Below are 25,259 nucleotides of genomic sequence, written 5' to 3'. Positions count from 1 at the left end.
TCTTATATGGGAGGCTATAAAGCATGATTGTAACAACAACTTCTACCATTCAAGGAAAAGAGATTATTGACTATATCGATATCGTCAATGGCGAAGCAATTATGGGGGCGAATATCGTGCGTGACCTTTTCGCTTCTGTCCGTGACGTTGTCGGTGGCCGTGCAGGCGCTTACGAAAGTAAATTGAAAGAAGCACGCGACATTGCAATGGAAGAGATGAAAACTCTCGCAAGACAAAAAAATGCGAATGCCATTGTCGGTATCGATGTGGACTACGAAGTAGTTCGCGAAGGGATGCTAATGGTTGCGGTAAGTGGGACTGCTGTTCGTATATAAAGTGAAAAGCCGTGCTGGTGCACGGCTTTTTTGTTGTTATTGATGCTGTTATCGTGTTTAAGTCGATATTCTATGTCGAAGCCTCGATATTTCTTGGGAAATGCGGAAGATCCCGTCGATATATAGGGAAGACATTAGAGCGCTTCTTTACATTTTTGAATTTGAACTAATAATTTTTCGTATTCTTGTTCGAGAAATGTGATGTCATCGTGAGGATTTGGTATAGAAATCCGGCTGATGATTTCTGTTAATTTTGTTTGTAACCGTAATAATTCTTGTTCAGTAATATTTACAGAAGCTTGAGTTGTTCTTTTTGTGTATTGCTCGTAATTGCCGTGGAATATTCTAGGCTCTCTCTCATCTACTTTTAGAATATGGTCTGCAACAGAACGAATAAAGGCGCGGTCATGGCTAATGAAAAGTATGGTGCCAGGATACTCTTGTAACATGCTTTCTAATTCTTCTTGCGTTGCTAAGTCTAAATAGTTTGTCGGTTCATCGAGCAGAAGCATATTATAGTTTCCTAAAAATACTTTTGCAAGTGCAACCTTCATTCGTTCACCACCACTTAAGACGTGCACAGGTTTATGAACATCTTCACGGCGGAATAGGAGCCTTGCAAGTATTGTTCGCACGAACGACTCCGTATAGTTTGTTTCTTCTAGAACATTTTCTAAAATTGTTTTATCTGTGTTTAAAATTGATAGTGTTTGTTCAAAGTATCCAATTTTACAGCTTTTCGAAAGCTGAATGCCGCGCTCGTTTGTGAGAAGCATATTGAACAAAGTTGTTTTTCCACTTCCGTTTGCGCCTAAAATAGCAAGCTTTGCACCAGGGGCAATAGTTCCATTCATATTTTTAAATAGTGTGCGGTCACCTATTTTCTTTGTTGCTTTATTAAGCTGTACCACCACTTTACTATGAATGGGTGTATGGTATTGCACGTCAAAATGAGCTTGAGAAAGATCCTTTGGCTTTTCTTTCTTTTCTAATTTTTCGAGACGTGTCTCTAATGCTTTCGCTGCTTTGCTAACATTTTCTTGGCCATGTGCCCCACTTAATTTATAAAGTTTAGATTCAGATGAACTGAACCGCGTTGGGACTTTTGTCATGCTAGAAGCACGTTGCTTTCTTTGTAAAATTGATTGCTCTAAACGATTTTTTTCTTGTACATATTGCTCATATTCCGCTTGCTTTTGTATTCGCTCACGTTCTTTTTGTTTTCGATAGTTTGAATAATTCCCTTTATATTCTTGAATAGTACCGTCTTCAATTTCGATGATTTTGGTACATATGGTATCTAGAAAATCACGATCATGCGATATTAAAACAAGTGCACCGTTATAAGATAAAAGTGCCTTTTCTAATTGCTCTGTACCGAACATATCTAAGTGACTTGTTGGCTCATCAGCAAATAGAATGCCTGCATCTTGTTCGAGAGCATGAGCAATCTTTAGGCGCATTCGTTCGCCGCCGCTCATTGAATCTGCAACGTTTGAAATATTCCATTTTCCTTTTGTAAGAGAAGAAGCGGTTTCCGGCAGTTCCTCGCTAAGCTGAGGAATGATAGCGATAGAACTATGGTGAGTTACTATACCTTGGTCAGCCTCTATTTCTTTACTTAATATTTGTAATAACGTAGATTTTCCAGCTCCGTTGACTCCAACAATTCCTATGCGATCGTTTGTTTGAATTTCCAGTGATGGTAACGTAAATAGGGTGCGATCACCAAAGCTCTTTTCAATATTACGTGCGAATAAAATAGTCATAAAAAACCCTCCCTAGTTTCACTAGAGAGGATAAACGTCGCCCTTGAATGTAAAAATCGTACATAAATAAACGATTTTTTTACATAACCGTCTCGAAAGAAAGTATCGACAAATGGACAGACTAATCCCCTGCTAGTTTTCATCATTTTTGTTCACTATTTGTGATGGATGAAATAAATAAGAGAATTAGAACTTCATTGGTCAAAGTACCTTCCTTTCATAATATTATTTTTATTGTATGCGCATACAATAGAGTTTGTCAAACTTATTTCTGTTTGTGATTTTTGAATTCGCTATTATACAGTTGTGCCTTTGCGAGTGCTTCAGCATCATTTTTGATTTCATCTAATCCATTCGCATCCCCAATAACATACCCTTCAAATGATGAACCAACAAAATCAAAGATATATTGGAACTGAGCAATAAGCGGCAATGCTTTCAGTTTCGGATTATCCCCACCAACGATGACAACGTACATCTTTTTCCCTTTCATTTTCTCTTTAAAATGAAGAGATGTATCGCGTAAACTTTGTGACCAGCGATCGACGAAGTTTTTCATATGACCACTCATTCCGTACCAGTATAGCGGTGTAGCGAAGATAATCGTGTCGTGCTCTAGCATGCGTTCAATTAATTGTTGATAGTCATCATTTATAGGTTGAAATCCATCTGCATCATGACGCTGATCTATAATTGGGTGGACAATATGATCACGTAAGTAAATTTGTTCTGCTTCAATTCCATCAATCATCATATGTGTTAAAGATTCCGTATTTCCGTTTTGTCTTGAACTGCCATGTATAACAAACATGTAATCATCCCTTTTCTTTTGTTTGTTTTAGGAGTGAAACGTGTTTTTGCAAGTTGGCTTGAATACTAGAGAGCAATTCGATTTGTTTCGTAACTTCACATAGTTTATCTTCGTAAAGTGTAAGAATACTACTGCATGGGTTTTCGTATAAATGTGGCTCGATTTCAAGGCAGCGCAGCATCCTCGCCGTCTCTTCTAAGTTTAAACCAAGCTGTAAGTACATTTGAATAAGTTCTACTTTTTTGATAGCACTTTCATCAAATTTGCGATAGCCATTTTCAAGGCGTTTCGAAGGGAGTATTCCCTTTTCTTCATAATGTCTCAGTGAGCGCTCGCTGACCCCTGTTTTTTTAGATAACTCCCCAATTCGCAATGTGTTTCACTCCTTTTAAAGATATTGTAAACCTTCACACTAATGTAAAGGTCAACTCTGTTTTTTCGCAAAAGAATCTACATGATTTAAAAAGACCTGAATAGCCTTAGAAGGGATAAAATATTTGCCGCGCACGATGGAGAATGGACGGATTAGCTTTTCATTTGGAACTTCGACGTGGAATAGTTCTTTGGCTAGTAGTTCTTTCCGCACGGTCCAGTCAGAAAGTATAGCGATGCCAAGCCCGGCAGCGACGGCTTCCTTTACACTTTGAATGCTACTAAATGTAAAGAATCGTTTCATTTTTAAATGATGTTGATGAATAAAACGATCGCTATAGGCACGTGTCCCAGAGCCACTTTCTCTTAATACCCATACTTGGTCTTGGAGAGTAGCTTCGTTTATATCCTTGATGTGAAGCAATGGATGATTTGGAGGGACGACGAGCTTCATTTCATCTTGCATAAACGTTTCAACATCTACGTCAGCGTATACGACTTGGCCTTCCACTAAGCCGATATCAATTTGATTAGAGCGGAGGCTTTGCAAAACTTCTTCTGTATTTGATATAAATGTATGAACTTCGACGTGTGTATTTTCATTGGCAAAGCGCGCAAGTATTTTCGGAAGTAAGTATTCGCCAATTGTAAAGCTAGCGCCAATGCGGAGCGTCCCTGTTACAACGTTATGTAGGTCATTAATTTCTTGTTTGGCATCTTCGTAAAGAGAGAGCATTTGCTTTGCGTGTATGTATAATATGTTTCCTGCTTCTGTAACTTGGACGTGCTTTGGGGAGCGCTGAATAAGTGTAGTCCCCAATTCATTTTCTAGGTTGCGAATGTGCATACTAACTCCGGGTTGTGAAAGGTTTAATAGTTCCGCAGCACGCGAAAAATGTTTTTGTTCAACGACAGTCACAAAGATTTTTAAAATGTCGACGTTCATTTGTTAGGCCCCTTTATTTTTGCTTTTATTTTATCATAAGTATTTCTGATGATAGAGATTGAATATTGATATTAAACTTATTATAAAAACTCTCTTATAATGTAACTAGAAAGAACATGCATGTTCCAATACGATTATTGGGGTGGTACAAAGTGGAACAAACACTTGTTATACAAAAGAAGAAGGGCTTTGGATTTTCGCAAGGTATTGGGATTACATTATTAATCGCAATCGCCGCGAAATATTTAGCAGAGCTTCCATTTTTAAATATTATGGGACAATTAGTAATCGCTATTCTAATCGGGATGGTTTGGCGTGCGGCAATCGGGATTCCTCAAGAAGCGATAGCGGGAACGAACTTTGCGAGTAAGAAGTTGCTACGCTTTGGGATCATCTTACTTGGAATGCGGTTAAATCTTGTAGATATTGCGAAGGCGGGGCCGAAAGTATTGGTCATCGCAGCGGTTGTGATTACATTTACAATTTTTGTTGTATATGGACTAACGAAAGTATTTAAAGTAGAAAAGAAACTTGGAATTTTAACGGCGTGCGGAACGGCGATTTGTGGTGCGGCTGCGGTCGTGGCAATTGCACCGCAAGTGAAAGCGAAAGATGAAGAAACGGCAGTTGGGGCAGCGATTATTGCAATTTTAGGTACAATATTTACACTTATTTATACGCTGTTATACCCAGTGCTTGGCTTCTCACCCTATGGTTACGGCGTGTTCGCAGGTGCGACATTGCACGAAATCGCTCATGTTATCGCTGCTGCGGCGCCAGGCGGTAGCACGGCTGTAGACATCGCGGTTATTGTGAAATTAACGCGCGTAGCGATGCTTGTGCCAGTAGCGATTTTAATTGGATTATGGTTTGGCAAGAGCGAGGGAAGCGAAGAAAAAAGATCGTGGCGCGACCTTCCGATTCCTTGGTTCATCTTCGGATTTTTAGCAATGAGTGCGGTGCATTCGCTTGGGATTATCCCAGAAGTTGTTGCCGGATATATTGTAGTAATTGCGTACATGCTTATTGCAATGGCGATGGCAGGGCTAGGTTTAAATGTAGAGTTTAAAACGTTCCGTAAATTAGGAAGTAGGGCATTTGTGGCAGGGCTAATTGGCTCGGTTTGCCTTTCGGTACTTGGGTACGTTCTTGTATATGCATTAGGATTTATGTAGTAAGACGAAGAAGCTGTCCCAAAAGATATTTTGGGACAGCTTCTTTCTTATGCCTATAGTGCTACGGATGTCGATATTTGTCGGTAAGTCGATATATTTAAAAAATCGCCGATATAAATGGAGTTGCGCTGATATATTTGGAAAATCGCCGATATAATTTAAGTTGCGCTGATATATTTAAAAAATCGCTGATATAAATTTAATTCCTGTCTTACTGTGTTAGAGAAGGTGTTCAGTGAAATGTTTTTCTAAAATTTGTAAAGATATCTTTACTTAGAATTGGAAAATATTTATAATTAAAGTAAAGATATCTTTACTTTCGAAGGTGGAGCCTATGGGTGTGAAAAATAAAATTAAAGAATTACGAAAGCAAAATCACATAACGCAAATTGAAATGGCAAAGGCGATGCAAGTGACGCGGCAGACAATCGTGGCGATTGAGAACTACCACTATAACCCGAGTCTAGAGTTATCCCTAAAAATCGCCAAATATTTTGGAATGAAGGTAGAGGAAATATTTACGCTGGAGTAAGGGGAGAGAAAATGAACGATACTAAAAAGTTGTATATCGCTACTGTCTTAGGATTATGTGGAGGGGACGTTTTAGTTCGTATTATGGATCCATCCATACCGATGTTATCGCTAATAGTTAGTAACATTTTAGCAATTCTATTTTTAACAGTGTATACGTATTATAAAAAACGTAAGTACAAAAAAGAGGGATTTCCAGATATAGATGAGCGAGTAAATGAAAATATAAAAAGGCATGTAAATGTCTCGCTTATATTCGCATTTGTCCTTCTCATTGTTTACATTGGCGCTAGCAAAATCATAGGCAGAGATGCCATACCTACGCCAGAAATATTCATTGTATGTAGTTTCTTATTTGCTGGTAGTCTCATCGTAGGAGTTATGGCGGGAAAACGAGCATAGCGATAGGAGGAATGAAAAATGCAAGACGAGTTTGAGAGATTTCAGTCGAATAAAGCGTTTAAATATGTAGGAGTATTTTTAGTAATTAGTTTAGCGATATGGAGTTTGTATAATTTAATTGTTTACAGAAGTGCTGGCATGCCGTTTATTTTATTTGTACTAGGGCAGTTTGTTTATTTCTTTGTGAACTATTGGCCGAAATGGAAATATAGAAATAGTAAAGAAGCTGATCGTGTATGAATAAGCATGATGTTATAAAGTTTATCGGTAGTTTATCGTTAGCAAGTTTGATTTTGAATGTGAGTTTAATGATTTTAAGTATTTCATGGGAAGCAATGTTTATATCGAATGTGGCGTTAGTTATTTTATATGGAATTTCGGAATATAGAGAGCAGAAGCACTTGAAAGAAGAGGGAGTACCATCGGTTGATGAGAGAGTTGTAAGTAAGATGAAGTCTTATTTTACTATTTGTATTACAAGCTGCTTTCTCTTGTTCATTATGTATCTTTGCGTAAATAAGTATTTAGATAGACAAGTAGTAAATGTAAATGAGTTATTATATATTGCTATTTTTGGTGTACTAATGAGTATGGCATCGACGAGTGTGTTAGCAACAAGAAATAAATAGATAGAAAAAGGGGAACTGTGATGGGATTACCGGTGTTATGTGTCGCTACAGCTATATTTGCACTTTTGTGGGGGATGCAAAACTTCTCGCGCAATCCAGTCCCAAGTGTATGCATTATGATTGGTGCTGTAGGTTTATCATACTATTTATTAATTTTAGCGCATTACCATAAAACAGCAACCAGTGTTGTTGTTGGGGCAATTATTTTATCTTGTGGACGTGCTATACAAAAGGGTTTTCTTCCATAAAAGCTGTTTATACAAAAGGTATAGACAGCTTTTTGTATTTTTTTTACAAACTACTTGAAAGTTACGTTACGTCACCTTTTATAATGAAGGAGAAGAGGTGATGGAGTTGATTTCAATTCAAGAACTAACGAGGGAAACAGGGGTTACAGTAAGGACGTTACGTTATTATGATCAAATCGATTTATTAAAGCCGAGTGGGAAAACTGATGGAGGACATCGGTTATATAGCGAGAGAGATGTTGTTCGTTTGCAGCAAATTTTATTTTTAAAAGAAATGGGTTTTTCATTAAAAGAGATTACGAATATGTTAATAGCGGGTGAGCTCAATTTAAAAGTATCGCTTGAAAAGCAACTTAAGTTTGTACAAGAAGAACAGAAAAAATTTGATCGAATGGAACGTATTTTACAAGCGGTTGTTTATTCAGTAGACGTCGAAGGAGAACTGGATTGGAAAGTTATGTTTGAACTCATTCAGCTTTCGAAACAGTCTCCACGTATACGTGAAATATTCCAAAATGAAGTTTTTTCTCAGGAAGAACAAAAGTTGCTTCATAATTTGCCAAACATGAGTGAAGAAGATCCGAATGTTTTAGAGTGGGTAGATTTATTAAAGCAACTACGTAACTTTATGAAAGACGGTAAGGAAGCATCATGTGATGAGGTACAAGGCGCAACAAAGGAATTAATGCAGAAGTGTTTAGAGATGGCAAATGGTGATGAAGCATTTTTAGATAAATTGTGGGAAGTAAGAAAGTCAAAAGAAGATTCACAGAAAATGAGTATGTATCCAATTGAAGAAGAGCTTCTATTATATATGGATGAGGCTTTTCGTATATATGACGAAAGGGAGAGGGATAAATGAGTATACTCGCAGAATATCGTTGGTATTTTTTAATTGGGGCAGAGATTGTATTTTGGTTATCAGCTATTGGATTCTTTTTACTAAGGTATGGATTTCGCTTGAAAAAGGCGAGTTTTATTATGGGGATTGTGCTACTCGTAAATGAAGTGTTTATTTTAACTTTAGGAGTAGTGGACTATTATCAAACAGGGAAGTTCTCTAATTTTCAAATCATTACTGTAATTATATTATTGTATGCTGTCTTTTACGGGAAAAAGGATTTGAAGAAGCTAGATATATATGTACAAAAACTAGTTGCGAAGTGGCGAAATGAACCGGCGCCTATTATCGAAGAACAACTTGAAGTAACCGGTAGGGCGCATGCGAAGCAGGAAATGAAAAATTGGGTTTTACATCTTATGTTGTTTGTTGCTGTTCATATATTCTTTTTCTTCATGTATGGGCTTATTCCAGTAGAACAGTGGGGAAATTGGTTAGAGTCAGGAATCGTTTTAAATAAAGCTGCAAGCCGTGTAAGCCAAGTATGGGCTATTATTCTTTTAGCGGATACTGTAATTTCATTTTCATATGTGATTTTTCCGAAGAAGGAGAAAGGGAAAGAAAAGCTACTTTCATAGAGGAAAGTAGCTTTTTCTAGTATACCAATAGTTTGTATAGGAGAGGATGACAGTAGGAAAAAGAGCTAGTTTTATATGTCTCTTTAAAATGAAGTAAAACTTTAATTAGTGTGGGGTCGACTGCTCGTTAATGTTGGAGAAAGTTTGATGAGGAAAGAAATGTGTTCTCCTTCCTTTTTCTATGTATAACTTGTCGAAAGTTTTACCGAATATCTGTTCGTTTTTTTAGGTTTTTTATGGGCATTCGTGGTAAAATAATAATACGGATTTTTATGAGGAGGTCGGTTTTTAGTTGGAACATCCATTTGAAATTATCTCAGAATATTCCCCGCAAGGTGATCAGCCGGGAGCGATAGAGAAGCTTGTAGAGGGAATTAATAGTGGAAAGAAAAAGCAAGTGTTGCTTGGAGCGACAGGGACGGGTAAGACATTTACGATTTCAAATGTCATTAAAGAAGTGCAGAAGCCAACACTTGTGATGGCTCATAATAAAACGTTAGCAGGGCAGTTATATAGTGAGCTGAAAGATTTCTTTCCTAACAATTCTGTTGAGTATTTTGTTAGTTATTACGATTATTATCAGCCGGAAGCGTACGTGCCACATACGGATACGTTTATTGAAAAAGATGCGCAAATTAACGATGAAATTGATAAATTACGCCACTCGGCAACGTCTTCCTTATTTGAACGAGATGATGTTATTATCGTTGCGAGTGTGTCATGCATATACGGTTTAGGTTCTCCGGAAGAATACCGCGAGTTAGTTGTTTCACTTCGAGTTGGTATGGAAAAGGACCGTAATCAATTACTTCGTGAACTTGTTGATGTACAGTATGGACGTAATGATATTGATTTCAAGCGTGGTACATTCCGTGTGCGCGGAGATGTAGTTGAGATCTTTCCGGCATCACTTGACGAACACTGTATTCGAATTGAATTTTTCGGTGATGAAATCGATCGTATTCGAGAAGTAAATGCATTAACAGGTGAAGTATTAGCAGAACGTGATCATGTGGCAATCTTCCCGGCATCTCACTTCGTTACACGTGAAGAAAAGCTGAAGGTTGCTATTGAAAATATCGAAAAGGAATTAGAAGAGCGTTTAAAAGAATTAAATGATAACGGTAAGTTGTTAGAGGCGCAGCGCATAGAACAGCGAACGCGTTATGATTTAGAAATGATGCGCGAGATGGGCTTTTGTTCAGGAATCGAAAACTATTCCCGTCATTTAACACTTCGTCCAGCAGGTTCAACACCGTATACGCTTTTAGATTATTTTCCAGAGGATTTCTTAATTGTTATGGATGAGTCGCATGTGTCGGTTCCGCAAGTAAGAGCGATGTATAACGGGGACCAAGCACGTAAGCAAGTGCTTGTTGATCATGGATTCCGTCTGCCATCAGCTTTAGATAATAGACCGCTCACGTTTGATGAGTTTGAAGAGAAAACGAATCAAGTTATTTACGTTTCGGCAACGCCAGGACCGTACGAGTTAGAGCAGTCACCGAAAGCAATAGAACAAATTATTCGTCCAACAGGGCTTTTAGATCCACCAATTGATATACGACCAATTGAAGGACAAATAGATGATTTATTAGGAGAAATCCATGACCAGATTGCGAAAAATGAACGTGTATTAATTACGACTTTAACGAAAAAAATGTCAGAGGATTTAACAGATTACTTAAAAGATGTAGGAATTAAAGTGAACTATCTTCACTCTGAAATTAAAACGTTAGAACGTATTGAAATTATTCGTGACCTTCGCCTTGGTAAGTTTGATGTACTTGTCGGTATTAACTTATTACGAGAAGGATTAGATATTCCGGAAGTATCACTTGTAGCTATTTTAGATGCTGATAAGGAAGGATTCCTACGTTCAGAGCGTTCATTAATACAAACAATTGGTCGTGCGGCACGTAATGAACACGGCCGCGTTATTATGTACGCAGATCGCATAACGAGATCAATGGGAATTGCGATTGAAGAAACGCAGCGTCGTCGTAGTATACAAGAAGCTTACAATAAGGAGCATGGTATTACGCCGAAGACGATTCAAAAAGGAGTACGTGACGTTATTCGTGCGACAACAGCAGCTGAGGATACGGAAACATATGAAGTAACACCAGCTAAGAAGATGACGAAAAAAGAACGTGAAAATACAATTGCGAAGATGGAAGCAGAGATGAAAGAAGCAGCAAAGGCGTTAGATTTCGAGCGTGCAGCTGAATTAAGAGATTTACTATTAGAATTAAAAGCGGAAGGGTGAAAAGAGTGAGTAAAGATTTTATTGTTGTAAAAGGTGCTAGAGCGCATAATTTAAAAAATATTGACGTAACCATTCCGAGAAATCAGCTTGTTGTTGTGACGGGATTGTCTGGTTCGGGGAAATCATCGTTAGCATTCGATACGATTTATGCAGAAGGGCAGCGCAGATACGTGGAATCTTTATCCGCGTATGCGCGCCAGTTTTTAGGACAAATGGATAAGCCGGATGTTGATACGATTGAAGGTTTATCTCCAGCGATTTCAATTGATCAAAAAACGACGAGTCGTAATCCACGTTCAACAGTTGGAACGGTAACAGAGATTTATGATTATTTACGTTTATTATTCGCACGAATTGGTACGCCGATTTGTCCGAATCATGGAATTGAAATTACATCACAAACAGTGGAACAGATGGTAGACCGTGTTCTTGAATATCCTGAACGTACGAAGTTGCAAGTGCTAGCGCCTATCGTGTCAGGGCGTAAAGGTGCGCATGCGAAAGTATTAGAAGATATTAAGAAGCAAGGTTATGTTCGTGTGCGCGTTGATGGAGAGATGCTGGATGTATCTGAAGAGATTACGTTAGATAAAAATAAGAAGCATTCAATTGAAGTTGTTATTGACCGTATTGTTGTGAAAGAAGGAATTGCAAGCCGACTTGCAGATTCACTAGAAAGTGCTTTAAAGCTTGGTGGGGGCCGAGTTTTAATCGATGTAATGGGAGAGGAAGAACTTCTATTTAGTGAACATCATGCTTGTCCACATTGTGGTTTTTCAATCGGAGAATTAGAGCCGCGTATGTTCTCGTTTAATAGTCCGTTCGGCGCGTGTCCTTCTTGTGATGGACTTGGCTCAAAGCTCGAGGTAGATTTAGAACTTGTTATTCCGAACTGGGATGTATCATTAAATGAACATGCGATTGCTCCTTGGGAACCGACAAGTTCACAATATTACCCGCAATTATTAAAATCTGTGTGTAATCATTACGGCATCGATATGGATATGCCAGTGAAAGATATACCGAAGGATTTATTTGATAAAGTGTTGTACGGAAGCGGGGAAGAGAAGGTTTATTTCCGCTATGTGAATGAATTTGGTCAAGTGAAAGAAAATGAGATTTTATTTGAAGGTGTTATTCCGAATATCGAGCGTCGTTATCGTGAGACGAGTTCGGATTATGTTCGTGAGCAAATGGAGAAGTATATGGCAGAGCAAGCTTGTCCGAAGTGTAAAGGTGGACGTTTAAAGCCTGAGAGTTTAGCTGTTTTCGTTGGTGATAAAACGATTGCCGATGTAACGAAATATTCTGTTCAAGAAGTACAGGAATTCTTCTCAACTGTTGAGCTAACTGAGAAACAACAGAAAATTGCTCATTTAATTTTAAGAGAAATTCAGGAGCGCGTTGGGTTCTTAGTGAATGTCGGTTTAGATTATTTAACGTTAAGTCGTGCCGCAGGAACTCTATCAGGTGGTGAGGCGCAGCGTATTCGTTTAGCGACACAAATTGGTTCTCGCCTTACTGGCGTACTTTACATTCTCGATGAGCCTTCTATCGGTTTGCATCAGCGTGATAATGATCGTCTTATTCGTACTTTGCAAGAAATGCGTGATTTAGGAAATACGCTAATCGTTGTTGAGCATGATGAAGATACGATGATGGCTGCTGATTATTTACTTGATATCGGACCTGGTGCAGGTATTCATGGTGGTCAAGTTGTATCAGCAGGTACACCAGCTGAAGTTATGCAAGACGAGAATTCATTAACAGGGAAATATTTAAGCGGTAAAGAGTTTATTCCGGTACCACTTGAAAGACGTAAAGGTGACGGACGTAAAGTGGAGATTATCGGTGCGAAAGAAAATAACTTAAAGAATGCGAAGATGTCATTCCCTCTAGGAACATTTGTAGCAGTAACAGGAGTATCTGGCTCTGGAAAAAGTACGATGATTAATGAAGTGCTATACAAATCGTTAGCTCAAAAGTTATATAAGGCGAAAGCGAAGCCAGGGGCTCATAAAGAAATTAAAGGTCTTGAGCAGTTAGATAAAGTTATTGATATTGATCAATCACCAATCGGGCGTACACCACGTTCCAACCCAGCAACATATACAGGTGTATTCGATGATATTCGTGATGTATTTGCACAAACGAATGAAGCGAAAGTACGTGGGTATCAAAAAGGGCGCTTCAGCTTTAACGTAAAAGGTGGCCGTTGTGAAGCGTGTCGTGGTGATGGAATTATTAAAATTGAAATGCATTTCTTACCAGACGTGTATGTTCCGTGTGAAGTTTGTCACGGTAAACGTTACAACCGTGAAACGTTAGAAGTGAAATATAAAGATAAGAATATTTCTGAAGTGTTAGGGATGACAATTGAAGATGGGGTAGAGTTCTTTGCTAATATCCCGAAAATTAAGCGTAAACTTCAAACGCTTGTAGATGTAGGGCTTGGCTATATGAAATTAGGGCAACCAGCTACGACGTTATCAGGTGGTGAAGCGCAACGCGTGAAATTAGCTTCTGAATTACACCGTCGTTCTACAGGGCGTACGTTATACATTTTAGATGAGCCAACGACTGGCTTACATGCACATGATATTGCACGCCTTCTAGAAGTATTGCAACGTCTTGTTGAAAGCGGCGAGACAGTTCTTGTAATTGAGCATAATTTAGATGTTATTAAAACAGCTGACTATATCGTTGACCTTGGACCGGAAGGCGGAGACAAAGGCGGACAAATCGTTGCTTCTGGAACGCCAGAACAAGTAGTGAAAGAAGAACGCTCGTATACAGCTAAGTATTTAAAAGAGATTTTAGATCGTGATAAAGCAAGAATGAAAGAGAAAATAAAAGAAGTAGAGTTATCACAATAAGTTGTTAATAAAAACCGAGTGGGGATTACACTCGGTTTTTATTTCACTAAGGAAAAACTGGTAAGAGTGTTAGTAGGTATACAAGCGTGGATAATAGAATAAGCTGATATAAGTATTTGTATGTTACTTGCGTTTATTATCTATTAGCGTATGATGAAATATATATGTTAAAAGGATGTGTAAGGAAATGAGATGGATTGTATCACTTCTTGTAAATAGCGTTGTGTTAATCGCTGTATCCGGACTTTTAAAAGGGGTTGCACCAGACGCATTTTACATAGCAAATATACAAACTGCAATTATTGCGAGTATTATATTGGCGATTTTAAACGTATTTGTAAAGCCACTTTTAATTTTAATTACGCTACCAATTACTCTTGTAACTTTCGGTTTCTTCTTAATCGTTATTAATGCGATTACGTTAAAGATGACGGATTCATTATTAGGGGACGCCTTTAATATATCTGGATTTGGTGTAGCGATTGTTGCGGCAATTTGTATTTCGATTTTTAATATGATAATTGAAAAAGTAATTGTTGAACCATTACATGAAAAAAAGAGAAAATGACAAAAAGAAAAACATTTCATGATTCATATGAAATGTTTTTTTCTATTTATTAGAAACCATGTTTCTTGTTTCCAGAAAAAAATGGTACAATATCCGATAGAATGGAATTTTACATCAAATGAGACTGAACCCGCAGCGGAGTGGAGGTTTATACATATGCCGAAAGTAAGGACAAAAGATTTAATTGAACAATTTCAATTGGAGTTAGTAAGTGGTGAAGAAGGGATTCATCGTCCGATTGATACGAGTGATTTATCACGACCTGGAATTGAAATGGCAGGATTTTTTACATATTATCCAGCTGATCGTGTGCAGCTTCTTGGAAAAACGGAGCTTACGTTCTTTGATACGTTAACGACAGAGCAAAAGCAAGAGAGAATGAAAGCGCTTTGTACTGAAGAGACGCCTTGTATTATTGTAACTCGTAATCAAGATGTACCGGATGAGTTATTACAAGCATCACGTGAATCAGGCGTGCCTTTATTACGTTCTGCTCAAACGACGACGAGATTATCAAGTCGTTTAACAAACTATTTAGAAGGTAAGTTAGCGCCAACAACAGCTGTTCATGGTGTGTTAGTAGATATTTATGGCGTTGGTGTTTTAATTACAGGTCAAAGTGGTGTCGGGAAAAGTGAGACAGCGCTTGAACTTGTAAAGCGTGGTCACCGCCTTGTTGCGGATGATAGCGTAGAAATTCGTCAAGAAGATGAAGACACATTAGTAGGAAGCTCACCTGATTTAATTGAGCATTTATTAGAAATTCGTGGTCTAGGTATCATTAACGTAATGACGTTATTCGGTGCAGGGGCAGTACGAAATTATAAACGTATTACGCTTGTTATTAATCTTGAAATTTGGGATCAAAAGAAAAATTATGATCGCTTAGGTCTTGATGAAGAGAAGATGAAGATTATTGATACAGAACTTACGAAGATTACACTTCCAGTTCGTCCGGGTCGAAACTTGGCTGTTATTATTGAAGTAGCAGCGATGAACTTCAGATTAAAACGTATGGGAGTCAATGCGGCACAGCAGTTCTCTGAACGATTAATGAGTGCGATTGAGCTAGGAAATCAAGAGTAGACTCTGGAGAGGGAGGTCATATATATGCTGTTAGGTTCTGTACCACAGCTTGACCGTATAGCAGTCCAACTTGGACCGTTCCCTGTTTATTGGTATGGGGTTATTATCGGTACAGGTGTGCTATTAGGTCTTTGGCTAGCAACTCGCGAGGGAGAAAGGCTTGGTATTCATAAAGATACATTTATCGATCTTGTATTAATTGCAGTACCAATTGCGATTCTTTTTGCGAGAATGTATTATGTCATTTTTGAATGGGAATATTATTCGCAAAATCCGAGTCAAATTATTAATATTCGTCAAGGTGGTTTGGCGATTCATGGTGGTTTAATCGGGGCTGTTATTACAGGAATCCTTTTTGCGAAAAGACGCGGGCTTTCATTCTGGAAGTTAGCGGATATTGCTGCGCCGAGTATTTTACTAGGACAAGCAATTGGCCGATGGGGAAACTTTATGAACCAAGAGGCGCATGGTGATGAAGTAACGAGACAGTTTTTAGAAGGTCTTCATTTACCAGATTTCATTATTAATCAAATGTACATTGATGGTGTGTATTATCACCCAACGTTTTTATATGAATCATTATGGAATTTTGCAGGTGTTATTTTACTACTCGCGTTACGAAAAGTGAATTTACGCCGTGGTGAATTATTCTTCACATATTTAATTTGGTATTCAGTGGGACGCTTCTTCGTAGAAGGTTTGCGTACAGATAGTTTAATGTTAGGACCACTTCGTATTGCACAAGTAATGTCTATTGGAATTGTTGTTATTTCTATCATTTTCATTATTGTGAGACGAAAAATGGGGCAAGCTGATAAAAGATATTTAGAAAATTAGAGAAAAGTAGCATCTTATATAAGATGCTGCTTCTTTCATATTCAGGTAATGAAAGGATTAAGGACGATGAAAATAAATACAGTGTTATTTGATTTAGATGGAACGTTAATTAATACAAATGAACTTATTATCTCTTCTTTTTTACATACGTTAAATCACTATTATTCTAATCAGTATAAGCGTGAAGATGTATTAGGATTTATCGGTCCATCTTTGCACGACACTTTTAGTAAGATTGATGCAAGCAAGGTTGAAGAGATGATTACATGTTATCGTCAATTTAATCATGAGCATCATGATGAATTAGTGGAAGAATATGAAACTGTATATGAAACGGTTCAAGAATTGAAGAAGCAAGGTTATAAGATCGGCATCGTTACAACGAAAGCGAGACAGACGGTTGAAATGGGATTAAAGCTTTCGAAACTTGATCAGTTTTTTGATGTTGTCGTGACGATTGATGATGTGGAACATGTGAAACCACATCCAGAACCACTTCAAAAAGCATTGAAATTATTAGATGCAAAGCCAGAAGAAACATTGATGGTTGGTGATAATCATCATGATATCGTCGGTGGACAAAATGCAGGTACGAAAACAGTAGCGGTTTCATGGACATTGAAAGGTAGAGCATATTTAGAAGCGTATAAACCAGATTATGTGCTAGATAAAATGAGTGATTTACTACCGATTTTGTCCCGTATTAATGGGTAGTAAGATTCCTGCCTGTAAATGCTTGATTGATGAGAGTTAGTAATCAGTGGGGAAAAGGGTTCCTACCGGTTAAAGTGTCACTTTATATAAGTAGAGGAGAGAGTTCAGTGCGACGGACAACGCGCTATCCTGTTTCAGGAGAAAATTCATTGTGGAATGTGTATAAAACAGTTTCTTTTTGGAAGGTAATGAAAAACTTTATTATCATCCAAATCGCACGTTACACGCCATTTTTATCCGTGAAGAATTGGTTATATCGCACGTTTTTACGGATGGAAGTAGGAAAGAAAACGTCGTTTGCACTTATGGTAATGCCAGATATTATGTTTCCAGAAAAGATTACTGTGGGAGACAATTCAATTATCGGCTATAATACAACGCTTTTATCGCATGAATATTTAATTCGTGAGTATCGACTCGGAGAAATCGTCATAGGGAATGAAGTTATGATCGGAGCGAATACGACAGTTTTACCAGGTGTGACGATTGGAGATGGTGCTATCGTTTCTGCAGGCACACTTGTCCATAAAGATGTACCAGGCGGCGCTTTCGTAGGCGGAAATCCGATGCGTATTATTTATACGAAAGAGGAAATGCCTACTAGAGAAGGTTGATGTTAAAAATGTAACATTTCTCTTCTCTTTTTATGAATAAAAAGGAAATATTTGATTATAATATACTGTTTTGTTTTTTACGGAATCGTTTATACTTATAGATAGAAGAATGTGTGAGCGAAGAAAACAAAAAACTGGAGGATATATGGGGAAAAATCAAAGAATATATAAGGAGAGCGGACAAGTTATCTCTTTTAATCAATTAGCGGACTTCTTTTATAAAAAAGGGATGAGGGCTTATAAAGGGCAAAAATTGCAAGATGCAATTAAATATTTTCGAAGAGCGTCACAAAGCGAGAAGGAGCCATTTATTTTATGCCAACTAGCAATAGCATTATCTGAATCTGGTGAATATCAAGAGTCGAATCAGATATTTCTAAAGCTTGTTAGATCCAATCCTGAACTTGAGCAATGCTATTATTTTATTTCAAATAATTATGCATATATGGGCTTGTTTCAACAGGCGAAGAAGTATGCAGAGCGATATTTAGAAGTTGCGGAAGAGAAGGAATTCGTAGAAGATACATTAGAATTGCTTGAGATTATGGAAGAAGAAGCAATGGGTGCGGAAGAGATTGAGGATGAAGATGAGCTAATTGTTATGCAGGAAGAAGCGAACCGCTACATTCGTAACGGACAATTAGAAGAGGCGATTGCTACACTAGAAGTTGTTACGAAAGAATATCCAGAATTTTGGTCGGGCCATAATAATTTAGCGATTGCACATTTTCAATCAGGTAATGTAGATCAAGCGCTTAAGTTAACAGAAATGATTTTAGAGAAAAGTCCTGGTAATATGCATGCGCTTTGTAATACGCTTATTTTTCTATATTCAATTGGAGAGCATAAGCAAGTAGAGTCATTAGCAGGGCAGTTAGTTTCGGTATATCCAATTTCATTTGAGCATCGTTTGAAACTTGGAACAACGCTTGCAACAATTGGTCATTTTGAACCTGCATATAAATGGTTCAAAGTATTAAAGCGTCAAGGATACGAAGGAGACGTTAGTTTTTATTACTGGTTTGCATACTCTGCGTATATGGTGAAGGAACAGCCAGTAGCTGAAAAAATGTGGCAACATGTTGTAGAATTGCATCCTGATAAAAAAGGAAAAGAACCGTGGAATGCACTGAATTTAGCAGATGAAGGACAAAATCTTTTATTTGAAGAGTTACGAAAATCATTTCAGAAAAGTACGACGCTAGAAGAGAAAATGCTAGCTTTATATTTAATGAATGAATTGTCAACACCAGAGAAGGTTGGGTTCTTCTTTGATGTAACGCAAGCGAAAAATGGTGTTCCAATCGTATCGCAACTTGCAAAATATTTCTTTTTACTTAATAGTCATAAAAGCATCCCAGCTGATTTACAGCAATTTGAACAGTGCGTACGAATCGCGGATGCATTATACAATTATACGAAAAAAGACGATGAATTAATCGAAGAGTGTTTAAATTTTTGGTTTTGTACGTTCATACGTTTATATACATCTGGAGCGACTTTTACAAATGTGTACGGTTGGTCAGCGGCAATTGAATATATTGTGCGCGGCGAACAAAGAAATAAGATGACACAGGCAGAGCTTGGTGATGTATATAATGTATCTGTAGCGACTGTACGAAAGTATGTGCAAGCTGTTAAGCGCACGCACACGTAGGGTAGGCAAATCATTGGGAAAAAAATGATGCTAACAGTATAATGAGGGTAACTTAATGTGTATGAATGAATGGGAGTGAATAGTGTGTCAGAAGAAAAAATTTATGATGTCATTATTATTGGTGCAGGACCAGCTGGTATGACAGCTGCGGTATATACATCTCGTGCGAATTTAAGCACACTGATGCTTGAACGTGGTATTCCAGGTGGACAAATGGCAAATACAGAAGATGTAGAGAACTATCCAGGTTATGAGTCTATTTTAGGACCAGACTTATCAAATAAAATGTTTGAGCATGCGAAGAAATTTGGTGCTGAATATGCATACGGTGATGTGAAAGCAATCATCGATGGTAAAGAGTACAAAACAATTATTGCTGGTAAAAAAGAATATAAAGCACGTGCAATTATCGTTGCAAGCGGTGCAGAGTATAAAAAAATTGGTGTGCCAGGTGAAACAGAACTTGGCGGCCGCGGTGTATCGTATTGTGCAGTATGTGATGGTGCATTCTTTAAAGGGAAAGAACTTGTTGTTATTGGCGGCGGAGATTCTGCTGTTGAAGAGGGTGTGTTCTTAACACGCTTCGCATCAAAAGTAACAATCGTTCACCGTCGTGACACTCTTCGTGCACAGAAAATTTTACAAGATCGTGCTTTCCAAAATGAGAAAGTAGATTTCATTTGGAATCACACTATAAAAGAAATTAACGATGCAAATGGTAAAGTAGGAAGCGTAACACTTGTAGATGTAAACAGCGGAGAAGAACAAGAAGTTAAAACTGACGGCGTTTTCATATACATCGGTATGTTACCACTATCAAAACCGTTTGTTGAGTTAGGTATTACAAACGAAAATGGTTATGTTGAAACGAACGAGCGTATGGAAACGAAAGTTCCTGGTATTTTCGCAGCTGGTGATGTTCGTGAAAAAATGCTTCGTCAAATTGTAACTGCAACAGGTGATGGTAGTATTGCAGCACAAAGTGCACAGCATTATATAGAAGAGTTAGTAGAAGAATTAAAAACTGTAACAGAAAAATAAGGGGTAATATACCTTTTGAGAAGAAAGCTACCGATAGGAGCTTTCTTTTTTTTGTGGAAATGTCAAAGTTTTTTCAAAAACAATTAGGATTATAAGATTTCTTATTGATATACTGGACTTTACGGAAAAAATCACTATAAGAAATGAGGAATTTATTCAGTATGGAATGGCGTAATATATATCGTGGATTTTGTATGGGCGTTAGTGATTTAATTCCTGGTGTGAGCGGCGGAACAATCGCTGTTGTGTTAGGGATTTATGAACAATTGCTCGCAGCAATTAGCGGATTCTTTAGCCGTGAATGGAAAAAACATTTAGCGTTTTTAATCCCACTTGCAGCTGGTGTAGCGGCAGCTTTTCTAACGTTAAGTCACGTTATTAAATATTTATTAGCAAATCATTATGAACCGACTCAATTTTTCTTCCTCGGTTTAATTATTAGTATATTACCGATGTTAATGAGAGAAGCTGATGCAAAGGCAACGTTTAAAGGTAGTCATATTGCCTTATTAATAATTGCAGCAATTCTTGTTGCAATAACAGCATTCTTTAAACCAGATAAGGCAGCTGATCCGATTACGACGTTAACAATTTTAAATGCAATTGGTTTATTTTTCGCAGGATGGATGGCTAGTATGGCTATGCTTCTTCCTGGAATTAGTGGATCGTTTATTTTATTAATTATTGGTGTGTATCCAACAGCAATTAACGCTTTAACTACACTCAATTTACCGTTAATCCTGGTTATTGGTGCCGGCGTGATGGCCGGATTTGTTGTAAGTAGTAAAGGGATTAGTTATTTGTTAGATCGTTATAAAAGTATGACATTTGCGGCAATTATTGGGCTCGTTATCGGGTCGATTGTCATTGTGTTCCCTGGCATTCCGACTGGTGGCATTTCAATTGTAAGTTCAATTATTACTTTTATTTTAGGATTTGCGGTTGTTACTTATTTCGGTAAGAAATAAGTGTAAAAATCCCCTTAACGATTTTTATCGTTAAGGGGATTTTTATGTATTTTTCATGGGAAGTAAGGCATTTTGATTGCTTGTTATAGAAAAAATTTTTACAATTGCTTAGCGAAAGGGGACTGGCACCTTCGTTGTAGCAAACTGTTTTTGATAGTATAATGAAATGAGTATGCAGTGAGAAATTTTGCTGCAAGTAGCTGAGGTGAAGAAACATGCAAAGAGTGACAAACTGTGTGTTAATTAGAGATAATGAAGTACTCTTACTCCAAAAACCTCGCCGGAATTGGTGGGTTGCACCGGGCGGGAAAATGGAACGTGGTGAGACGGTAAGAGATTCCGTTGTTCGCGAGTATCGTGAAGAAACAGGTATTTATTTAAAGAACCCAGCGTTAAAAGGGGTCTTCACCTTTGTCATCCAAGAAGGTGATAAAGTTGTTTCTGAATGGATGATGTTCTCCTTTTTAGCAACAGATTTTGCAGGAGAAAACAAATTAGAGAGCGAAGAAGGCATCATTGGTTGGCATACATTTGATAAAATTGATGATTTAGCAATGGCACCAGGAGATTATCATATTATTGATTATTTAATTAAAGGGAATGGTATAATCTACGGTACATTTGTATATACCCCAGATTTTGAGTTGCTTTCATATCGATTAGATCCGAGTTAAACCTGCAAGGAGAGGATACGATGACAGAGAATAATGATATAAAAATGGTAATTATTACAGGGATGTCTGGAGCTGGAAAAACGGTAGCGTTACAAAGTTTTGAAGATTTAGGATATTTTTGTGTAGATAATTTACCACCGATGTTATTGCCGAAGTTTATTGAACTTATGGCAGATTCAAAAGGTAAAATGAATAAAGTAGCACTCGGTATTGATTTACGTGGCCGAGAGTTTTTTGAATATTTATGGGGAGCACTTGACGATTTATCAGAACGTACATGGATTATTCCTCATATTTTATTTTTAGATGCGAAAGATAGCACACTTGTAACTCGTTATAAAGAAACGAGACGTTCACATCCACTTGCGCCAACTGGCTTGCCGTTAAAGGGAATTGAAGCTGAGCGTGGTCTATTAACTGATATGAAGGCGCGAGCGAATATTGTGCTTGATACATCTGATTTGAAACCGAAAGAATTACGAGAGAAAATTGTTCACTTATTCTCAACAGAAACTGAGCAAGCATTTCGTGTAAATGTTATGTCATTTGGATTTAAGTACGGAATTCCAATTGATGCTGATTTAGTATTTGATGTTCGTTTTTTACCAAATCCATATTATATTCCACATATGAAGCCATTAACAGGACTGGATGAAGAAGTTTCGTCGTATGTGTTGAAATTTAATGAAACACATAAGTTTTTAGAGAAATTGACGGATCTTATCACTTTCATGCTGCCTCATTATAAAAGAGAAGGTAAGAGTCAACTTGTAATTGCGATTGGATGTACAGGTGGGCAACATCGTTCTGTTACGCTTACAGAGTACCTTGGGAAACATTTGAAACCAGAGTATAGCGTTCATGTATCTCATCGTGATGTGGAGAAGAGAAAGGGCCATTAAGGGATGAAAAAAGAGAGAAAACCTAAAATTGTTATCATGGGAGGTGGAACTGGACTTTCTGTTTTATTAAGAGGTTTAAAACAATACCCTGTTGATATTACAGCGGTTGTAACAGTAGCCGACGATGGAGGCAGTTCAGGTAGACTACGTGATGAGCTAGCAATTCCACCTCCAGGTGATATTCGTAACGTACTTGTTGCGTTATCGGATGTAGAACCATTAGTGGAAGCTTTATTTCAGCACCGTTTTACAACTGGAGACGGACTGAAAGGGCATGCTTTAGGAAATTTACTATTGGCAGGTATGACTTCGATTACAGGAGACTTTTACCGCGCGATTACGGAAACGAGTAAAGTATTAAATGTCAGAGGACGTGTATTACCAGCAGCGAATCAAAGTGCGGTACTTCATGCAGAATTAGAAGATGGAGAAATTGTAACAGGTGAATCAAAGATTCCTTATTTCGGGAAGAAGATTAATCGTGTCTTTTTAACTCCAGAAGATGTAGAACCGTTATGTGAAACGTTGACGGAAATTAAACGAGCTGATTTGCTTGTTTTCGGTCCAGGAAGTCTGTACACAAGTATATTACCGAATTTAGTTGTTAACAAAATTGGAGATGCTGTTCTTGCTGCAAAAGCGAAGAAGGTATATGTATGTAATGTTATGACGCAAGCGGGCGAAACGAAGGGTTATACTGCGTTTGATCATGTGCAGGCGTTACATGATCATTTAGGTAAACCATTTATCGACACTGCGATTGTAAATAATCGTGATATTCCTCGTGAATTACGTAAGTTATATGAGGAAGAAATGTCGGAACCAGTTGCACTGGATACAGATCGTTTTGCTGAACATAATATCGAAATCATTCAAGAGCGATTAGCGAAATATGATGAGCGTGTTGTAAGACATGATACATTAAAGTTAGCTTCTATTTTATATTCATTGTTATAAATGTGCGTTGCCTCGTTTGAGGTAACGCTCCTCATTCATATAGGACAAGATTTTTGTTCCCAAGTAATAGTATAAGGAGGTGTTGACTGTGTCATTTGCATCAGAAACAAAGAAAGAGTTGACCAACCTTGAAATGAAGGAATGCTGTGAGAAATCAGAATTATCGGCGTTGCTTCGAATGAACGGATCGCTTTCTTTTTCAAACCGTCGCCTATCTATCGATATTCAAACGGAAAATGCAGCAATTGCAAGAAGGATTTATACGCTCTTGAAAAAAGGATATGATGTGACGGTAGAATTACTTGTTCGTAAAAAAATGCGATTGAAGAAAAATAATGTATATATCGTGCGGCTTGTTGAGAAGTCTCGCGAAATATTAGCAGATCTTCACATTGTTCGAGATGACTTTTCGTTTATTCGAAATATATCGCAGGAATTAATCGAGAAGAAATGTTGTAAACGATCGTATTTACGCGGTGCATTTTTAGCAGGTGGTTCGGTAAATAACCCAGAAACATCATCTTATCATTTAGAGATCTTTTCGTTATATAAGGAACATAATGATTCTATATGTGAACTGATGAACGGATTTGATTTAAATAGTAAGACGTTGGAAAGAAGAAAAGGGTACATTACGTATTTGAAAGAAGCTGAGAAAATTACAGAATTTTTAAATATTATAGGTGCTCATAATGCACTTTTAAGATTTGAAGATATTCGAATTGTTCGCGATATGCGTAATTCGGTAAATCGTTTAGTTAACTGCGAAACAGCTAATTTAAATAAAACAATTGGTGCAGCGCTAAGGCAAATTGAGAATATCCGCTATATTGATGAGACCGTTGGGCTTGATATTTTGCCAGATAAATTAAGAGAAATTGCACAGTTACGAAGAGATTATCAAGATGTAACATTGAAAGAGTTAGGTGAGATGGTATCCGGGGGGAAAATTAGTAAATCGGGTATTAATCATCGTTTGCGTAAAATCGATGGAATTGCAGAGAAATTACGCGCGGGGGAAACGGTAGCAAAAAAATAAGAGGTTAAAGGGGAAATGGAGCTGTGGTTCAAAAAGTGGTTAAAGTTGCATTAAAAAACGGCTTACAAGCACGTCCGGCTGCGTTGTTTGTACAAGAGGCAAATCGCTTTCATTCTGATATTTTCATTGAGAAAGATGGAAAGACAGTTAATGCAAAGAGCATAATGGGGATTATGAGCTTAGCAATCGGAACTGGTAGCATGATTACAATCACAACAGAAGGTTCAGATGCAGAAGAGGCTTTGGAAGCATTAGCTGCATATGTACAATAAAAGGCTATCGCGAATGTGCGATAGCTTTTTTTATTCTGCTATTTGTGAGCAGCTTGGCTGGTGTGGGGTAACGAATGATCGGTGGGGT

At 37.7% G+C, this 25,259-nt stretch carries 28 protein-coding genes; 24 read left to right on the top strand and 4 right to left on the bottom strand.

The window, feature by feature from the left end; translation table 11 throughout:
* Nucleotides 1-23 precede the first annotated feature (23 nt).
* On the top strand, nucleotides 24-335 hold the full coding sequence (locus MHI07_RS24245; RefSeq protein ID WP_002112849.1) for a YbjQ family protein: 312 nt from the start codon (nucleotides 24-26) through the stop codon (nucleotides 333-335).
* 134 nt (nucleotides 336-469) lie between these two features.
* On the opposite strand, the gene abc-f is transcribed toward MHI07_RS24245, so the two are convergent.
* From abc-f to MHI07_RS24225, 4 genes are all read right to left on the bottom strand, one after another.
* Complete coding sequence (gene abc-f / locus MHI07_RS24240) at nucleotides 470-2,104, bottom strand: ribosomal protection-like ABC-F family protein (RefSeq protein WP_340826669.1); 1,635 nt, start codon at nucleotides 2,102-2,104, stop codon at nucleotides 470-472.
* 265 nt (nucleotides 2,105-2,369) lie between these two features.
* Nucleotides 2,370-2,915, bottom strand: a complete 546-nt coding sequence (locus tag MHI07_RS24235) for a flavodoxin family protein (RefSeq protein ID WP_204208538.1) — start codon at nucleotides 2,913-2,915, stop codon at nucleotides 2,370-2,372.
* 4 nt (nucleotides 2,916-2,919) lie between these two features.
* Nucleotides 2,920-3,288 (bottom strand): MerR family transcriptional regulator, encoded by a 369-nt coding sequence (locus tag MHI07_RS24230; RefSeq protein ID WP_078179450.1) that lies wholly within the window; start codon nucleotides 3,286-3,288, stop codon nucleotides 2,920-2,922.
* Nucleotides 3,289-3,339: 51 nt separating this feature from the next.
* Nucleotides 3,340-4,233: a LysR family transcriptional regulator gene (locus tag MHI07_RS24225; RefSeq protein WP_215580101.1), complete on the bottom strand. Its 894-nt coding sequence runs from the start codon at nucleotides 4,231-4,233 to the stop codon at nucleotides 3,340-3,342.
* A 152-nt stretch (nucleotides 4,234-4,385) separates the two neighbouring features.
* Here MHI07_RS24225 and MHI07_RS24220 point away from each other — a divergent pair, with 152 nt between their 5' ends.
* The 23 genes from MHI07_RS24220 (at nucleotide 4,386) to MHI07_RS24110 (ending at nucleotide 25,171) form a co-directional block, all read left to right on the top strand.
* Entirely contained in the window at nucleotides 4,386-5,408 is a 1,023-nt protein-coding gene (locus tag MHI07_RS24220; protein ID WP_131229965.1) for a YeiH family protein, read from the top strand.
* A gap of 334 nt (nucleotides 5,409-5,742) precedes the next feature.
* Nucleotides 5,743-5,940 (top strand): helix-turn-helix transcriptional regulator, encoded by a 198-nt coding sequence (locus tag MHI07_RS24215; protein WP_016106613.1) that lies wholly within the window; start codon nucleotides 5,743-5,745, stop codon nucleotides 5,938-5,940.
* Between the two features lie 11 nt (nucleotides 5,941-5,951).
* Complete coding sequence (locus MHI07_RS24210; protein WP_016106612.1) at nucleotides 5,952-6,341, top strand: hypothetical protein; 390 nt, start codon at nucleotides 5,952-5,954, stop codon at nucleotides 6,339-6,341.
* 18 nt (nucleotides 6,342-6,359) lie between these two features.
* Nucleotides 6,360-6,581, top strand: coding sequence for a hypothetical protein (locus tag MHI07_RS24205; RefSeq protein WP_215580099.1), 222 nt, complete (start codon nucleotides 6,360-6,362; stop codon nucleotides 6,579-6,581).
* Nucleotides 6,578-6,970, top strand: coding sequence for an ATPase (locus MHI07_RS24200; RefSeq protein ID WP_215580097.1), 393 nt, complete (start codon nucleotides 6,578-6,580; stop codon nucleotides 6,968-6,970). The genes MHI07_RS24205 and MHI07_RS24200 overlap by 4 nt, the downstream gene beginning before the upstream one ends.
* A 20-nt stretch (nucleotides 6,971-6,990) precedes the next feature.
* Nucleotides 6,991-7,218 (top strand): hypothetical protein, encoded by a 228-nt coding sequence (locus tag MHI07_RS24195; RefSeq protein ID WP_215580095.1) that lies wholly within the window; start codon nucleotides 6,991-6,993, stop codon nucleotides 7,216-7,218.
* 100 nt (nucleotides 7,219-7,318) lie between these two features.
* On the top strand, nucleotides 7,319-8,080 hold the full coding sequence (locus MHI07_RS24190; protein WP_215580093.1) for a MerR family transcriptional regulator: 762 nt from the start codon (nucleotides 7,319-7,321) through the stop codon (nucleotides 8,078-8,080).
* The gene (locus MHI07_RS24185; RefSeq protein WP_215580091.1) at nucleotides 8,077-8,697 is read left to right on the top strand and encodes a hypothetical protein; all 621 of its coding nucleotides are present in this window, start codon (nucleotides 8,077-8,079) and stop codon (nucleotides 8,695-8,697) included. The genes MHI07_RS24190 and MHI07_RS24185 overlap by 4 nt, the downstream gene beginning before the upstream one ends.
* 292 nt (nucleotides 8,698-8,989) lie before the next feature.
* Nucleotides 8,990-10,966 carry an excinuclease ABC subunit B gene (gene uvrB, locus MHI07_RS24180; RefSeq protein WP_078173395.1) on the top strand — a complete coding sequence of 659 codons (1,977 nt, stop codon included), beginning with the start codon at nucleotides 8,990-8,992 and terminating at the stop codon, nucleotides 10,964-10,966.
* Nucleotides 10,967-10,971: 5 nt separating this feature from the next.
* A complete protein-coding gene (gene uvrA, locus MHI07_RS24175) occupies nucleotides 10,972-13,842 on the top strand; it encodes an excinuclease ABC subunit UvrA (RefSeq protein ID WP_088079703.1) in 2,871 nt (956 codons plus the stop codon).
* A gap of 187 nt (nucleotides 13,843-14,029) precedes the next feature.
* Nucleotides 14,030-14,410, top strand: coding sequence for a phage holin family protein (locus tag MHI07_RS24170; RefSeq protein ID WP_002089574.1), 381 nt, complete (start codon nucleotides 14,030-14,032; stop codon nucleotides 14,408-14,410).
* 156 nt (nucleotides 14,411-14,566) lie between these two features.
* A complete protein-coding gene (hprK, locus tag MHI07_RS24165; RefSeq protein WP_002016091.1) occupies nucleotides 14,567-15,496 on the top strand; it encodes an HPr(Ser) kinase/phosphatase in 930 nt (309 codons plus the stop codon).
* Between the two features lie 24 nt (nucleotides 15,497-15,520).
* Nucleotides 15,521-16,333, top strand: coding sequence for a prolipoprotein diacylglyceryl transferase (gene lgt / locus MHI07_RS24160; protein WP_002034719.1), 813 nt, complete (start codon nucleotides 15,521-15,523; stop codon nucleotides 16,331-16,333).
* Nucleotides 16,334-16,399: 66 nt separating this feature from the next.
* Nucleotides 16,400-17,047: a pyrophosphatase PpaX gene (gene ppaX / locus MHI07_RS24155; RefSeq protein ID WP_016106605.1), complete on the top strand. Its 648-nt coding sequence runs from the start codon at nucleotides 16,400-16,402 to the stop codon at nucleotides 17,045-17,047.
* Nucleotides 17,048-17,154: 107 nt separating this feature from the next.
* Entirely contained in the window at nucleotides 17,155-17,661 is a 507-nt protein-coding gene (locus tag MHI07_RS24150; protein WP_215580089.1) for an acyltransferase, read from the top strand.
* A 145-nt stretch (nucleotides 17,662-17,806) separates the two neighbouring features.
* Nucleotides 17,807-19,318 (top strand): tetratricopeptide repeat protein, encoded by a 1,512-nt coding sequence (locus MHI07_RS24145; protein ID WP_215580087.1) that lies wholly within the window; start codon nucleotides 17,807-17,809, stop codon nucleotides 19,316-19,318.
* Between the two features lie 84 nt (nucleotides 19,319-19,402).
* Nucleotides 19,403-20,359: a thioredoxin-disulfide reductase gene (trxB, locus tag MHI07_RS24140; RefSeq protein WP_002089563.1), complete on the top strand. Its 957-nt coding sequence runs from the start codon at nucleotides 19,403-19,405 to the stop codon at nucleotides 20,357-20,359.
* Nucleotides 20,360-20,520: 161 nt separating this feature from the next.
* Nucleotides 20,521-21,327, top strand: coding sequence for a DUF368 domain-containing protein (locus tag MHI07_RS24135; protein WP_002068336.1), 807 nt, complete (start codon nucleotides 20,521-20,523; stop codon nucleotides 21,325-21,327).
* Between the two features lie 215 nt (nucleotides 21,328-21,542).
* Entirely contained in the window at nucleotides 21,543-22,001 is a 459-nt protein-coding gene (locus MHI07_RS24130) for an NUDIX hydrolase (protein ID WP_001190080.1), read from the top strand.
* 20 nt (nucleotides 22,002-22,021) lie between these two features.
* On the top strand, nucleotides 22,022-22,903 hold the full coding sequence (rapZ, locus tag MHI07_RS24125; protein ID WP_002016084.1) for an RNase adapter RapZ: 882 nt from the start codon (nucleotides 22,022-22,024) through the stop codon (nucleotides 22,901-22,903).
* 3 nt (nucleotides 22,904-22,906) lie between these two features.
* Complete coding sequence (locus tag MHI07_RS24120; RefSeq protein WP_215580085.1) at nucleotides 22,907-23,860, top strand: gluconeogenesis factor YvcK family protein; 954 nt, start codon at nucleotides 22,907-22,909, stop codon at nucleotides 23,858-23,860.
* An 88-nt stretch (nucleotides 23,861-23,948) separates the two neighbouring features.
* On the top strand, nucleotides 23,949-24,899 hold the full coding sequence (gene whiA / locus MHI07_RS24115) for a DNA-binding protein WhiA (protein ID WP_002159905.1): 951 nt from the start codon (nucleotides 23,949-23,951) through the stop codon (nucleotides 24,897-24,899).
* Nucleotides 24,900-24,922: 23 nt separating this feature from the next.
* On the top strand, nucleotides 24,923-25,171 hold the full coding sequence (locus tag MHI07_RS24110; RefSeq protein WP_002144903.1) for an HPr family phosphocarrier protein: 249 nt from the start codon (nucleotides 24,923-24,925) through the stop codon (nucleotides 25,169-25,171).
* Nucleotides 25,172-25,259 lie beyond the last annotated feature (88 nt).

It is taken from the genome of Bacillus sp. FSL H8-0545 (assembly GCF_038006105.1).
Classification (GTDB): domain Bacteria; phylum Bacillota; class Bacilli; order Bacillales; family Bacillaceae_G; genus Bacillus_A; species Bacillus_A cereus_U.
Note: the sequence above shows the minus strand (reverse complement) of the source record. Positions and strands in the feature narration are given on the sequence as shown.

Excerpts from the sequence above, each read along its gene's own strand:
- MHI07_RS24190 (WP_215580093.1), top strand. The coding sequence starts at position 7,319 with ATGGAGTTGATTTCAATTCAAGAACTAACGAGGGAAACAGGGGTTACA.
- lgt (WP_002034719.1), top strand. The coding sequence starts at position 15,521 with ATGCTGTTAGGTTCTGTACCACAGCTTGACCGTATAGCAGTCCAACTT.
- MHI07_RS24215 (WP_016106613.1), top strand. The coding sequence starts at position 5,743 with ATGGGTGTGAAAAATAAAATTAAAGAATTACGAAAGCAAAATCACATA.
- MHI07_RS24120 (WP_215580085.1), top strand. The coding sequence starts at position 22,907 with ATGAAAAAAGAGAGAAAACCTAAAATTGTTATCATGGGAGGTGGAACT.
- MHI07_RS24185 (WP_215580091.1), top strand. The coding sequence starts at position 8,077 with ATGAGTATACTCGCAGAATATCGTTGGTATTTTTTAATTGGGGCAGAG.
- MHI07_RS24130 (WP_001190080.1), top strand. The coding sequence starts at position 21,543 with ATGCAAAGAGTGACAAACTGTGTGTTAATTAGAGATAATGAAGTACTC.
- MHI07_RS24210 (WP_016106612.1), top strand. The coding sequence starts at position 5,952 with ATGAACGATACTAAAAAGTTGTATATCGCTACTGTCTTAGGATTATGT.
- hprK (WP_002016091.1), top strand. The coding sequence starts at position 14,567 with ATGCCGAAAGTAAGGACAAAAGATTTAATTGAACAATTTCAATTGGAG.
- abc-f (WP_340826669.1), bottom strand. The coding sequence starts at position 2,104 with ATGACTATTTTATTCGCACGTAATATTGAAAAGAGCTTTGGTGATCGC.
- MHI07_RS24205 (WP_215580099.1), top strand. The coding sequence starts at position 6,360 with ATGCAAGACGAGTTTGAGAGATTTCAGTCGAATAAAGCGTTTAAATAT.
- MHI07_RS24145 (WP_215580087.1), top strand. The coding sequence starts at position 17,807 with ATGGGGAAAAATCAAAGAATATATAAGGAGAGCGGACAAGTTATCTCT.
- MHI07_RS24200 (WP_215580097.1), top strand. The coding sequence starts at position 6,578 with ATGAATAAGCATGATGTTATAAAGTTTATCGGTAGTTTATCGTTAGCA.
- MHI07_RS24170 (WP_002089574.1), top strand. The coding sequence starts at position 14,030 with ATGAGATGGATTGTATCACTTCTTGTAAATAGCGTTGTGTTAATCGCT.
- MHI07_RS24135 (WP_002068336.1), top strand. The coding sequence starts at position 20,521 with ATGGAATGGCGTAATATATATCGTGGATTTTGTATGGGCGTTAGTGAT.
- MHI07_RS24195 (WP_215580095.1), top strand. The coding sequence starts at position 6,991 with ATGGGATTACCGGTGTTATGTGTCGCTACAGCTATATTTGCACTTTTG.
- rapZ (WP_002016084.1), top strand. The coding sequence starts at position 22,022 with ATGACAGAGAATAATGATATAAAAATGGTAATTATTACAGGGATGTCT.
- MHI07_RS24235 (WP_204208538.1), bottom strand. The coding sequence starts at position 2,915 with ATGTTTGTTATACATGGCAGTTCAAGACAAAACGGAAATACGGAATCT.
- MHI07_RS24225 (WP_215580101.1), bottom strand. The coding sequence starts at position 4,233 with ATGAACGTCGACATTTTAAAAATCTTTGTGACTGTCGTTGAACAAAAA.
- MHI07_RS24245 (WP_002112849.1), top strand. The coding sequence starts at position 24 with ATGATTGTAACAACAACTTCTACCATTCAAGGAAAAGAGATTATTGAC.
- ppaX (WP_016106605.1), top strand. The coding sequence starts at position 16,400 with ATGAAAATAAATACAGTGTTATTTGATTTAGATGGAACGTTAATTAAT.